This is a genomic window from Ferdinandcohnia sp. FSL W7-1320 (assembly GCF_038050315.1).
GTDB lineage: Bacteria > Bacillota > Bacilli > Bacillales > Bacillaceae_L > Ferdinandcohnia > Ferdinandcohnia aciditolerans.
The window spans coordinates 2364196-2377134 of sequence record NZ_JBBPAM010000001.1; the positions used below are offsets into that span (position 1 = coordinate 2364196).

Genomic DNA, 12939 nt, shown 5'->3' on the forward strand with positions numbered 1-12939 from the left:
TAGAGGTGGAATTCGCATACTAATTCACACCTCTTTTTTTCGTTGTTATAACAGCATTGACTGTTAATACGGTTATAAAACCGCATAGGCTTTAGAAAAAAAGGTATCAAACCTTGCTATCTGGCAAAAGATTAGCCCGATTTCCAAAAAAATATAGCAGTTATATATACGTTCTATGAAAGGTTAATTTAATACAATTTCTGTTACCTCTAAATTCATCTCGTCCAACTTAGAATAAAAGACAAGCTTAATATCGTCGAAATAACCATTATCGGGTAGCTTTATGCTTGTTCCATCTCGAAAAAATATCTCATATTCATTGATTTCAACTTCATCTTCATTTTTATAGTAATTGATTTTTTCAATTTCATTCCATTTATATATATGGCTGTGGAGTTTTAGAGGGGGAGTGTGTGAAATTGAATTATATGATATTGAAGTATTGGCTTTTGAAGCTATAAAAAATGGCACAAGGCTTAGAATAATACAAATAATGCTTAATATAATTGAGACTTTCCTATTGTTCAATAAAAAGAGTAACATCATAGATATGAATAAGAACAGATAACCGACTATATAGATGTAAAAGATATTTTTTGGTACAAAGATATGCCATAACCCAGGTTTATAGTGTACAATTTCAGCAACTGTCTGCGGAACAAATAGAAGAGATATCGGTGCAAATATAGCGAAACATATTCCAATTACCAAATAAATAATCCTGTTTTCATAACCATAAGTTATGTTTTTCATATGCTTCCACCTCCAAAATTTAACTTTTATATAACATACGATTAAGGCGCGAAGAGGTTTCGGATAAATCGTTATTTCTGTATTATCTTACATTGGCTATGTCAACAGTATTCGTTACTTTTTATTTAGTAGACTTATAAATACATTAAGCCTAGTTATATATTATATTCTTATTAGAACAAATAAATTTTAAAATTTGATTCATTCGTGATTATATATTTTAGGTATGAATGGAGAACGTATAGATATTTTTAAATGACAGTCTTGTTTAACTATTCGATGCATTATTCCAAAAAGGATTAAATGCCTTTTTTGTTGCAGTTATTAAGCTAACGGGCCAGGTTAGCTGAAGAAGGATTATCTGTTCGTAGGTCGAATATAAGAAGGGTATTTAGTTTTATAGTTTAATTTAGGGAGATCTATAATGAGTTATAAAATAGCTTTTTTCTATATAGATGGAACTATAACAAATCACGAGGATGGCAGCATTCCCCATTCTACTATTGAAGCTATAAAAGCTTTGAAGAACAAAGGGATAAGGGTAGTAGCAGCAACAGGAAGACCGTTATCAATGTGTAAGGAAATACAAGAACTAGGTATTGAAACATTTATAACAGCAAATGGTGGATATGTAAACACAATCAAGAGGTTATACATAAGTACCAATGGATAAAAGTATTATTCAAGAAGTAATGGAATTTGCCAAATTAGAAAATTCCGGTTTGTCATACTATACAGAGGAATTCAGTATGAACGGTGTAACAGAGAAGGAAATCTTAACGGCCTTAAGGGAAACCTTGTCACTGAATGATTATCCTAAAACTAATGACTTAATTCATAAAGAAGATGTATTTTTATTGTGTTTATTTGCAAATGATGAAACAGTTGAAAGGTATAAACAAAAGTTTCCGCAACTACTATTTAAAAGATGGCATCCCTATGTTTTAAATGTTTTGCAAGAGGATGTTTCAAAGTCATTAGCTATAATAAAAACTTTGAATTTTTTTGGCATTGATAAATCGGAAGCTATCGCATTTGGTGACGGTGAGAATGATATTGATTTGTTGGAATTAGTAGGGTTAGGTCTAGCAATGGGGAATGGAAACTTAAAATTGAAGAATGTTGCGGATTTTGTTACTAAACATGTAAATACCCGGTCCGTTCAGCAAATCTATCTTTTGAGAATATCGCTGTTTTTCTTATTGAATAAACGGGGCAGTATAGTTTAACAAGAATTTATTAAAACAGAGGGATTTAAAATGAATATCTACGCAATTGAGGAATTAAAGAAAAATAAAATATTAGACTTTTTTAAGTTGCATTGGGGAACTACAGAAATGGTTATTTCAAGTGGAGTCTATGATTGCAGTTCCTTAGATGGTTTTACTATTATTAATGATGAAGGTAAAATCATTGGGTTAATTACTTACATAATTAAAGATGATGTATGTGAAATAATTTCATTAGATAGTGTTGAAGAAGGTAAAGGTATAGGTACTAAATTAGTTCAAACAGTAGAAAACCTTGCTATTAAGAGAAAGTGTAAGTTCGTTAAACTCATAACAACAAATGATAATTTATTCGCATTAAAGTTTTATCAAAAAAGAGGTTTTATTTTGTCGCAAATTATAAATAATGCAGTTGAGAAGGCTAGAAAAATAAAGCCTGAGATACCCTTAATTGGTGATGACGGTATCCCTATCAGAGATGAAATTGAATTAATAAAAATATTGAATTAACGGGTGTGTTGATCCAAGTAGGATTAATGCACTGTTTTGTTGAAGGTATTAAACTAACGAAGCAGTTTAGTTCAATTACCTAAGAAAAATAATTATAAGAAACGCCAGTCTTAAAGACTGGCTCCATTCTAGCACCAGACAAGATGAATATGAGCAGTTAGTTGGGTTTAACAATGAATAGTTTTTTGGTTTCAATACTTGTCGTGATAGTTCGCCGATTTGGTCAACGAAGGCGTCCAACTTCGCCCACGATTCGTAATACTCATAAGGGGACGCCGCAGCCGATAACCCTTCGATTGCTTCGTCAACCAATTGATTCAACGCCGCATTGTCCGACAATGATTTCACGTGCTCTAATATAGGAATATCCCGTTCGATTGATTGTTTAAGAAGTTCTTGTGGATAGATGCCTTTTTCATATGTCCCGAAAAAATTCAAATCACCTTTTGGAAGTGCGAAGCGTATTTTCTGTTTTGTTTCAGCGTCTTCCCTTTTGTAATCAATGAAAGCCAACGAAACATTTCGGTCGTTTACTTCAAAAGATGGCACTTCGTTTAATTCTATTGAATCAACGTATCTATTCACCTTTTCCGACATTACTTCCGTGAAGGGTACATTCAAAGGATAGTCCTTAGCCATTTCAATGATTTCTTCTTTCGTTGTTGCGCGTTCTTTCGCCTTCAATTCGGTCGGTGCGTCAGCTTGTGCGAAGCCGACGACTAAACCTCCACCAATGAAGACCGAACTCAATACGAATATTGCTTTCGATTTCACTTTTTCGAATCCCCTTCTTCCATAATTTTTCCTTATTTAAGAGTAACATAATTATTTTGTAATTTGGTAAATTTATCATTGTTTTTTTAGATATATAGGTAAAAAGTGTGATTTATTGTAGTAGGAATTCATTTTATAGTGAATTTAAATAAGTTTTTTCACTATTGGGTGCGTTGTCCAAGAAGAATTAAGTCACTTTTTTGTTGAGGTTATTAAACTAATGGGGCTATTTAGTGGAAAAAGAAGGGAAAATGTTTGCGGTTGTCAAATATATTTCTTAGAAAAAATATAGTTATTTTTTAGGAGGAGACAATGGGGTATATAGAAGATTTACGCAAGGTTGTTGGAAATCAACCTCTAATATTAGTTGGGGTTGCCGTAGCTGTAATAAACGAAAAAGGAGAATTTTTATTACAAAAACGAAGCGATGGACTTTGGGGAGTTCCTGGTGGATTTATTGAATTAGGAGAATCTACTGAAGAAGCAGGGAGAAGAGAAATTTTAGAAGAAACAGGAATTGAAATTGGTAAACTTGATTTAGTAGGTGTATTTTCAGGGAAACATCACTTTGTTAAATTACCAAACGGTGATGAATTCTATCCTGTTACTATCGCATATATTTCAAAAGATATTAAAGGTGGAATTCTTGAAGCAGATGGTCAAGAAACTACTGAAGTAAAATTCTTTAAAGTAAATGAGTTACCGGAAGGGCTAAATCCTTTGATAAAAAATCTTATTAAACAATATTCGCTGTCTTTATCACTATAAGAAATAACAAGTTTGTGAAGAAGTGTACTTAAAGGAAAGAATGCAATAGTTGAACAACAGGAATACTAATCATAAGATACTTTAAAAAGTGAGGATATACGATGATTGCAAAAACAGAAGAAGATTTTAATGGTTTGAAGGAAATTGGCAGAATTGTGGCCTTTATTAGAGATGAATTGGTACAAAGAACAACTCCTGGAATAACGACTAAAGAACTTGATGATATAGCCGGAGAACTTTTTGAGAAAGAAGGCGCATTATCAGCTCCAAAAAATGAATATAATTTTCCTGGCTATACTTGTATTAGTGTTAATGAAGAAGTGGCACATGGTATTCCGGGGGATCGGGTTATACATGAAGGGGATCTAGTAAATATAGATGTTTCAGGCTCAAAGAACGGTTACTTCGCAGATACAGGAATCTCGTTTGTAGTAGGTGAAGGAGAAGAAGTGTTAACAAAAATATGCTATGTAGCTAAAAAAGCATTTGAAGAAGGTCTTAAAAAAGCAAAACCTGGTTCCAAAAAAAGTGGAATCGGAAAAGTAGTTTATCAAACAGCAAAACAGCATGGTTTAACAGTTATCAAAAACCTTACAGGACATGGTATTGGACGTACAATACACGAAGCACCTGACCATATTTATAATTATAAGGAAACATGGGATGATGAATTACTAAAGGAAGGGATGGTTATCGCATTCGAACCATTTATCTCGACCTTTGAAGAAGAAGTATTCCAATTGGAAGATGGATGGACCTATGCTACCGAAAAAAGCTATGTAGCTCAATTGGAACATACGATTATCCTAACTAAAAATGGTCCGATTATTATCACACTTTAATTCAAGGGATACGCTGAAGAGAAAAATACATGGAGTTTTCTTACTAATGTGCGTGCGTTGATCCAAGAAGGATTACGCACCTTTTTTGTTGAAGTAATTGAACTAACGGGGCAGTAGAGTTGAATAAGAAAAGGCATTCTTTTAATTTTGAAGTAAGAATAAATTGGGACATAAGAAAGGTGATGCCTCTGACGGGATTCGAACCCGCACTCCTTTCGTAAGCATAGGCTAAGGGAGAACACGCTTCCCTACGGAATTTCACCGACAGGAATTTCACCTGTCTCAGCTGTTTTTGCTTTTCGGTGCTTCTGAAACCTTTGCCTTGCGACCCGGTGGCTACAATGTTTTCCGGCGCTCTTCCCTTCTAGAGCTACAGAGGCGTTTTAAAAATTATATGTCATAGGATTGCGAAGAATCAATCATTATTTATTTTTCATATTGTTCAGTTCGATGAAAGAAGTAGTTCTAGTTAATTTTGGACTAGATATATTTTTTGAACTAAAGGAACAGTTTAGTGAAAAAATAAAATAACGGAATGAGGGGTACCTTGATTAAAATAATTGACATAAGTAATAGAAAAAATGCTGAAGATGTTTTAAACATTCAAATACCATCATATAAGGTAGAGGCAGAAATAATTGGTTCATATGAAATACCACCATTAAAGGATACAGTTCATACTTTGCAGCATTGCGGAGAAACGTTCTTTGGTTATTATGAAAATGAAAAACTATGCGGAGTAATATCTATAAAAGTAGCAGAAGATGAAGTTGATATCCATAGGTTAATCGTACATTCAAACCATTTTAGAAAGGGAATTGCACAGTTGCTATTAAATTTCATTGAAACTAAGTTCGAGGTTGAAACAATAAAGGTAGCAACAGGTTCTAAAAATATTCCAGCAGTTAGTTTTTATAAAAAGAATGGATTTCAAACTATTAAAGAGATCATAGTAAATGAACAACTCTCCTTATCCTATTTTGAAAAGAAATTATAATCCTCTTATTGAAGTAACTGTGCGATAGACCAAGAAGGGTTATCGCCTGTTTTTGTGAATGTAAGATTGTACTTAAAGTAATGGGTGCGTTGATCCAAGAAGGATTAATGCATCTTTTTTGTTGAAGTTACTAAACTAACGCTGCAGTTTAAGTGAATATCGAATATGGATATTATGTTAAAATCTGATAGTGCAACGGGGTGGCAAAAATAAAAAAAGTTCTTCAGCATTTATAGTTCAATTGTAATTCACTTAGTCTATATAGTTTGTTAGAAGGTAGTCGGTTATATAAAAACAAGAGTGAGAAAAAGAGAGAAACAATTCAAAATACGGCTGTATATAAAATATATTCAAAAAATTCACGTTTTACAAAAAAATACGTTGTAAACGTATAAAACTCAGGTTATAATAGCAATAAATTCCTAATTAATTTCACCAGTGGAGTAATTAAACTAAATATAGCCTGTATATTTAGTTGTTTGGGGATATTTTTAGTTATTTATTAACATGGTGAACTAAATTAGAAAGAATTTAGGATTACTCATATCGATGATTCTGGAAATTAACAGAGGAGATAGAAGTAATGATAATCATGATTTGTCAGGTGTACGGGGGAGAAATAACTACAACTAGACGAAATACCTGAAAAAAACAAACAAGGGGGAAGTCATTTGAGAAAGGAAAATTTTTGGAAGACGCTGTTGATTGTTTTAGTTTCGTCGGTATTGTTTGTAGGATGTTCTAGTAAAGAAAGTGGTGGGCAAGAGAATGATGGTGGAGATACCACCAAATCGGAAGCGAAAGAATTAGTAATAGCAGTGAATGAAAACTTCATCTCAATGGACCCACATGATACAGGAGATACAAATTCAGGATCCGTACAGTCTGCAATGTTGGAGGGTCTACTAGGTACTGATGAGGAAGGAAAGATTATTAATCTACTAGCTAAAGAACATACCATAAGTGATGATGCATTAACATACACTTTTAAGCTTCGTGAAGGTGTAAAGTTTCATGATGGTGAAGTGTTCAATGCCGAGGTTGTAAAGGCCAACTTTGAAAGAATAATCAACGATGATAGCCTTCGTTTAAGTAGTCGTGGATTTAATCTTGTGACAAATGTAGAAGTCGTAGATGACTATGAGATTAAAGTAACATTAGAGGAGCCTTATAGTGGAATGTTAACAAGATTTATTTCAGCTAAAATGCTGAGCCCTAAGCTCCTAGAAAAGGGAAGTGAGGAGATTGGTAAAAATCCAGTCGGTACAGGTCCTTTCAAATTTGTTGAATGGGTTCAAGGAGATCATTTAACAGTCGAGCGTTTTGACGAATATTGGAGCGAAGCAGATCGTGTGAAGACAATTACGTATAAACCTGTGCCGGAAAATGGTTCACGTGTAGCCATGCTAAAAACGGGTGAAGCTCACTTAATTTATCCTTTACCAAATCAAAACTTGAAAGAGTTGGAAGGGAATGACGACATAGTTATTCATAAAATACCTTCTACAATCGCCCGTTATGTATCAATTAACACAATGAAAGAACCATTTAATGATCCTCGGGTTCGTCAAGCTCTTAACTATGCTGTAAGTAAAGATGCATTTATTAAAGTGGTAAACGCAGGATTTGGATTACCTTTAGACTCTATTATTCCTAGTAAGACACTACATTACGAACAACAGGAAGTGTACGATCAAAATATTGAAAAAGCAAAAGAATTATTAAAAGAAGCAGGTTATGAAGATGGCTTTAAGGCGGAAATATGGGGAAATACAAACTCCGATACAATGAAAGGTATGCAATTTGTTCAACAACAATTAAAAGAAATTGGAGTTGATCTAGAAATAAAATCGATGGAAGAAGGAACACTTTCAAACGAGATTTACGGACCACAAACACCTGAAGATGCGAAAGTACAAATGTGGTATGTAAGCTGGTCAGCATATCCATCTGACATAACAAATGCGACAAAACCATTATTCTATAGTGGGTCGTTCCCTCCGAATGGCGCCAATACTGCTTACTATAAAAATGATCAAGTCGATAAATGGATTGAAGAAGCTAATGTAACAGCAGATGAGAGCAAACAGGCACAATTCTATAGTGATATCCAATCAACAATCTATCAAGACGCACCTTGGATTTTCCTTGGAGTTGATGAAATCTTAGCAGGGACAAGAGCGAATATTGAAGGTGTGTTTGTTACTCCGACAGGCAGTATTAATGTAACAGATGCAAATCTAAAGTGAAAAAACAGTAAGTAATAGTAAAAAAGGGGCGGAGGGATGTAATCCCAATGCTTCTTTCCTTCTTATGAAAGGGGTTAGCAAATGTGCTCCAATATATTTTAAAACGGATCATCGAAATGATTCCTATCCTATTCGTTGTTTCCATATTAATCTTCTTTTTTACCCACTTAATCCCAGGAGATCCTGCAAGATTGGTTGCTGGTAAAGATGCCTCATTAGAAGAGGTGAATATCATTCGAGCCGAGCTAGGCCTCGATAAACCAATATTGGAACAATATATTACATATATGAGCAATTTGTTTCAAGGTGATCTAGGTACTTCCCTAAAAACTGGATTACCAGTTATGGATATGTTTGTTGATCGCTTTATGCCATCCATTTATTTGACTTTATTTAGTATGGTATGGGCGTTAATTTTCGGATTACTTATAGGTACCTTTTCAGCTGTTTTTAAAAATAAATGGCCAGATTACTTAGGGATGGTTACGGCTGTATCTGGGATTTCATTGCCAGGTTTTTGGTTAGGGCTAATTCTAATTCAGATTTTTTCTGTTCAGCTAGGATGGTTTCCGACTGGTGGAGCAGAAGGATGGAAAAGTTATGTTTTACCCTCTATCACATTAGGAGCAGGAATAATGTCGATGCTCGCACGCTTTACTCGATCATCATTGCTTGAAACACTTAAGGCAGACTATATTCGAACTGGGCGTGCAAAAGGCTTAAAAGAGACAGTTGTTATTCCAAAACACGCGTTACGAAACTCACTAATTCCAGTGGTTACGATTGCAGGATTACAATTTGGATTCTTGTTAGGGGGATCTGTCGTAGTAGAGACCGTTTTTAGCTTTCCTGGAATGGGACGGTTATTAATTGATTCTATCTCATTTAGGGATTACCCAGTAATCCAAGCTGAGTTATTATTGTTTTCCATTGAGTTTATTCTTGTGAATTTATTTGTCGATATTCTTTATAGTTTTCTCAATCCGAAAATCCGTTATGTAGCATAGAGGAGGGTAGTTATGGAAGTTTCTAGGGAAGTAAGTAATAGCAGTATCGTGATAAAAGAAAATAAGTATTCTCCAACAAAAGAATTTTGGAATAATTGGAAAAGACAAAAGACGTCATTTTGGGCAAGTATCTTTATTTTATTGTTAATAATAATTGCCATTATTGGTCCATACATTACTCCATACGATCCATATGAACCCAACTACAATGAAACATTACAAGGCCCCAGTAAGGAGCACTTTGCAGGAACAGATGAATATGGTCGCGATATTTTTAGTCGATTACTAGTGGGTGCAAGAATTTCGTTGAGTGTTAGCTTTCTTTCTGTATTGTTAGGGGCTATCGCAGGAACAATTCTTGGGCTATTAAGTGGTTATTTCGGTGGATGGTTAGATCGCCTCATCATGAGATCCAGTGATGTAATGTTCGCATTTCCGGATCTATTATTAGCTATTGCGATTGTAGCCATTTTAGGTCCAGGACTAACGAATGTGGTGATCGCCGTATCCGTATTTAGCATCCCTTCCTTTGCAAGATTGGTTAGAGGATCAACCTTAGAGGGGAAAGAAACCGTTTTTGTTGAAGCTGCAAAATCGATGGGGGCATCGCATTTTAGGATAATGTTCAAACATATTTTTCCTGAATCTCTTGGTAGTTTAATAGTCTTTATATCAATGAGGATAGGGACAGCTATATTAGCTGCGTCAAGTTTAAGCTTCCTTGGTTTAGGAGCAAGTCCAGAAACACCAGATTGGGGAGCGATGTTAAGTCTCGGGCGTGATTATTTAGGTACGTCCTCACACGTGGTGATGATGCCTGGAATTGCCATCTTTTTAACAGTTTTGGCTTTCAACCTTGTTGGAGATGGTTTACGTGATGTTTTAGATCCTAAAACGAAGAATGAATAAGGGAGTTTGAAGAGGATGGAGATGTTACTACAAGTAGAAGGACTTGAAACCGAATTCAAGAAGGAAAAACAAAAAATAAAAATCTTACATGGCGTGAACTTTCATATAAATAAAGGTGAGGTTCTTGGTCTTGTCGGTGAATCGGGTAGTGGAAAAAGCCTAACATCACTATCAATCATGAAACTGTTTAAAGGAACGACTGGTGAAATAAGTGGAGGAAATATTACATTTAATGGCCGAGATTTAACGAATAAATCTGAAAGTGAAATGAGAAAAATTCGCGGGAAACAAATTGCGATGATTTTCCAAGAGCCAATGACATCCTTGAATCCTGTTATGAAAATCGGGGAACAATTGATGGAGCCGATTAGACTTCATTTGGGATATAAGGAAAATCAGGCAAAGGAGCATGCAATCTCGATCTTACAAAAGGTAGGTATTCCACGTGCCGAGGAAATCATTTACGAGTTTCCACATCAGCTATCTGGTGGGATGAGACAAAGAATCATGATAGCAATGGCGATTTCTTGCAAACCTCAACTATTAATTGCTGATGAGCCAACAACCGCACTTGATGTGACAATCCAAGCTCAAATATTGGATTTAATGAAACAGCTCCAAAAAAGAGAAAATATGTCCATGCTACTGATTACACATGACTTAGGTGTTGTGGCAGAGATGTGTGATCGAGTTGTTGTAATGTATGCTGGAAAAGTAGTGGAAGAGGCGGATGTGTTTGATTTATTTGAAAGCCCAAGACACCCTTACACGAAAGGATTAATCGGCTCTATACCAAAACTTGGTCAAAAAAGGGATAAACTTGATTCTATTAAAGGGAATGTTCCAGATCCTAGTAATCTACCAAAGGGATGCAAATTTGCCCCAAGATGTAACGATGCCATGCCAATTTGTTTTGAAGAAGAACCACCTGTTATGACACTAGAAAAAAATAGATCCTGTAGGTGTTGGCTATATAAAGAGGAGAGGGGGGACATTCTTGTCTAATACTCTTTTAAAAGTAGCTGGGTTAAAAAAGTCCTTTGAAATTCCCAATGGCATGTTTCGAAAAAAGAAAATGTTGAAGGCTGTTCATGATGTTTCATTCGAGATTCCTGAAGGTAAGACATTTAGCCTTGTCGGTGAAAGTGGGTGTGGTAAGTCAACAACAGGAAGATTGATTTCAAGGTTACTTTCACCAAGTGAAGGTGAAATTTGGATTGATGGAGAAGAAGTCTCTAAAAGAAAAGAAGCTCAGTTAAAAGCTATGAGAAAAAAGGTTCAAATGATATTTCAAGATCCATATGCCTCTCTGAACCCAAGAATGAAAGTACGGGATATCGTAGCTGAGCCTCTTGTTATTCATACAAATCTATCAAAAGAGGAACGAAATAAGCAAGTATCTGAAATTTTAGAAGTAGTTGGATTAAGCAATTATCACGCTGATCGTTATGCTCATGAGTTTAGTGGTGGCCAACGCCAACGTATTGGTATTGCTCGAGCACTTATTATGAAACCGCGACTCATTATCGCAGATGAACCAGTATCAGCATTAGACGTATCGATACAATCTCAAATATTAAATTTATTGAAGGATTTACAGGTTGAATATAACTTAACCTATTTGTTCATTTCACATGACCTAAGTGTTGTTGAACATATTAGCGACCATATCGGGGTTATGTATTTAGGAACGATTGTCGAGTCTGGACCGCAAGAGGTTATATTTTCTGAGCCAAAACATCCGTATACAAAAGCATTATTGTCCTCAATCCCGATTCCTGACCCGAGATTAAGGAGAGAAAGAATTATTTTACAAGGTGATATACCTAGTCCAGTAAATCCCCCTACAGGTTGCAAGTTTCATACTCGATGCCCAGTTGCTATGGATATTTGTAAAGTTACGGAACCTAAAGTAAAAAAAGGTGCAGAAGCAGATCATTTTATCGCATGTCATTTAGTAGAATAGTAGATTTAGCTTATTTTTAGTAAACAAAAATTAATAGGAGTGATAATGATGAAAGTTGGTTTAAGTACATACAGTTTAGTAAGTGAATTAAGAGATGAAAAGATGACAGTATTAGATGTAATCCAATGGATCGCTGATAATGGTGGAGAGCATATGGAAATCGTCCCATACGGTTTCTCTGTCGTAGATAATGTAGAATTAGCAGATCAAATTAAAGAAAAGGCGGCATCCTTAGGTATTGAGCTTTCAGCTTATTCTTTACCCGCAAATTTTGTTCAAGAAACTCAAGAAGCGTTTGAGGAGGAAGTTGAGCGTCTGAAAAAACATGTTGATATTGTGAATCGTTTAGGAATTAAGATAATGAGGCACGATGTAACAGCGTTTACCTTACCAAAAGAAGATATGACCATTCATTATTTTGATAAGCATTTTTCAAAATTAGTTGAAGGTAGCCAGCTTGTTGCTGATTATGCAGCCCAATTTGGTATCACAACTACAATTGAAAACCATGGATTTAATGTTCAAACTAGTGACCGTGTACAACGTATCATTCATGCAGTGAATCGTGAAAATTTCAAAACAACACTTGATGTTGGAAATTTCCTTTGTATTGATGAAGATCCACTGGTTGGAGTTAAGAAAAATATTAAATACGCTGCAACTGTTCATTTTAAAGACTTCTATATTCGTCCTTACTATGAAAACCCCGGAGATGGTGTTTGGTTCAGGACAGTAAATGAAAACTATTTACGTGGAGCAATTGTTGGTCATGGAGATTTAAACATCCGCGAGATTATGAAAATTGTTAAAAGATCAGGCTATGATGGCTATTTAACTGTGGAATTTGAAGGTATGGAAGATAGTAAAATCGGTTCTAAAATTGGAATGGATAACGTAAGAAGGCTTTGGAATGAAGTGGAATAATAATGATAGCA

General features: G+C 35.0%; 12 protein-coding genes and 1 pseudogene. 11 read left to right on the forward strand and 2 right to left on the reverse strand.

From position 1 onward, the window contains the following. Positions 1–183: 183 nt before the first annotated feature. Positions 184–753, reverse strand: a complete 570-nt coding sequence (locus NST91_RS11960; RefSeq protein WP_341331308.1) for a hypothetical protein — start codon at positions 751–753, stop codon at positions 184–186. Positions 754–1177: 424 nt separating this feature from the next. On the opposite strand from NST91_RS11960, the pseudogene NST91_RS11965 reads away from it, so the two are divergent. After that, positions 1178–1982: pseudogene (locus tag NST91_RS11965) on the forward strand (Cof-type HAD-IIB family hydrolase). Positions 1983–2012: 30 nt separating this feature from the next. Next, positions 2013–2492, forward strand: coding sequence for a GNAT family N-acetyltransferase (locus tag NST91_RS11970; RefSeq protein WP_341331309.1), 480 nt, complete (start codon positions 2013–2015; stop codon positions 2490–2492). 75 nt (positions 2493–2567) lie between these two features. On the opposite strand, the gene NST91_RS11975 is transcribed toward NST91_RS11970, so the two are convergent. Then, positions 2568–3266, reverse strand: a complete 699-nt coding sequence (locus NST91_RS11975; RefSeq protein ID WP_341331310.1) for a hypothetical protein — start codon at positions 3264–3266, stop codon at positions 2568–2570. A 312-nt stretch (positions 3267–3578) separates the two neighbouring features. On the opposite strand from NST91_RS11975, the gene NST91_RS11980 reads away from it, so the two are divergent. From NST91_RS11980 to NST91_RS12020, 9 genes are all read left to right on the forward strand, one after another. After that, a complete protein-coding gene (locus NST91_RS11980) occupies positions 3579–4034 on the forward strand; it encodes an NUDIX hydrolase (protein ID WP_341331311.1) in 456 nt (151 codons plus the stop codon). 101 nt (positions 4035–4135) lie between these two features. Next, entirely contained in the window at positions 4136–4876 is a 741-nt protein-coding gene (gene map, locus NST91_RS11985; protein ID WP_341331312.1) for a type I methionyl aminopeptidase, read from the forward strand. Positions 4877–5423: 547 nt separating this feature from the next. Next, on the forward strand, positions 5424–5873 hold the full coding sequence (locus tag NST91_RS11990) for a GNAT family N-acetyltransferase (protein ID WP_341331313.1): 450 nt from the start codon (positions 5424–5426) through the stop codon (positions 5871–5873). Positions 5874–6544: 671 nt separating this feature from the next. Then, positions 6545–8122 (forward strand): glutathione ABC transporter substrate-binding protein, encoded by a 1578-nt coding sequence (locus NST91_RS11995; protein ID WP_341331314.1) that lies wholly within the window; start codon positions 6545–6547, stop codon positions 8120–8122. Positions 8123–8205: 83 nt separating this feature from the next. Next, positions 8206–9129: a nickel ABC transporter permease gene (gene nikB, locus NST91_RS12000; protein WP_121445853.1), complete on the forward strand. Its 924-nt coding sequence runs from the start codon at positions 8206–8208 to the stop codon at positions 9127–9129. Positions 9130–9141: 12 nt separating this feature from the next. Continuing rightward, positions 9142–10038 carry an ABC transporter permease gene (locus tag NST91_RS12005; protein WP_341331315.1) on the forward strand — a complete coding sequence of 299 codons (897 nt, stop codon included), beginning with the start codon at positions 9142–9144 and terminating at the stop codon, positions 10036–10038. 15 nt (positions 10039–10053) lie between these two features. After that, positions 10054–11043, forward strand: a complete 990-nt coding sequence (locus NST91_RS12010; RefSeq protein ID WP_341331316.1) for an ABC transporter ATP-binding protein — start codon at positions 10054–10056, stop codon at positions 11041–11043. Further along, entirely contained in the window at positions 11036–12004 is a 969-nt protein-coding gene (locus NST91_RS12015) for an ABC transporter ATP-binding protein (protein ID WP_341331317.1), read from the forward strand. The genes NST91_RS12010 and NST91_RS12015 overlap by 8 nt, the downstream gene beginning before the upstream one ends. Before the next feature lie 48 nt (positions 12005–12052). Next, positions 12053–12928, forward strand: coding sequence for a sugar phosphate isomerase/epimerase family protein (locus NST91_RS12020; RefSeq protein ID WP_341331318.1), 876 nt, complete (start codon positions 12053–12055; stop codon positions 12926–12928). Positions 12929–12939: the final 11 nt, after the last annotated feature.

What these genes read in the sequence shown, in the direction of transcription:
- map (WP_341331312.1), top strand. Translation starts at nt 4,136, where the DNA reads ATGATTGCAAAAACAGAAGAAGATTTTAATGGTTTGAAGGAAATTGGC.
- NST91_RS12005 (WP_341331315.1), top strand. Translation starts at nt 9,142, where the DNA reads ATGGAAGTTTCTAGGGAAGTAAGTAATAGCAGTATCGTGATAAAAGAA.
- NST91_RS11960 (WP_341331308.1), bottom strand. Translation starts at nt 753, where the DNA reads ATGAAAAACATAACTTATGGTTATGAAAACAGGATTATTTATTTGGTA.
- NST91_RS12010 (WP_341331316.1), top strand. Translation starts at nt 10,054, where the DNA reads ATGGAGATGTTACTACAAGTAGAAGGACTTGAAACCGAATTCAAGAAG.
- NST91_RS11970 (WP_341331309.1), top strand. Translation starts at nt 2,013, where the DNA reads ATGAATATCTACGCAATTGAGGAATTAAAGAAAAATAAAATATTAGAC.
- NST91_RS11980 (WP_341331311.1), top strand. Translation starts at nt 3,579, where the DNA reads ATGGGGTATATAGAAGATTTACGCAAGGTTGTTGGAAATCAACCTCTA.
- NST91_RS12020 (WP_341331318.1), top strand. Translation starts at nt 12,053, where the DNA reads ATGAAAGTTGGTTTAAGTACATACAGTTTAGTAAGTGAATTAAGAGAT.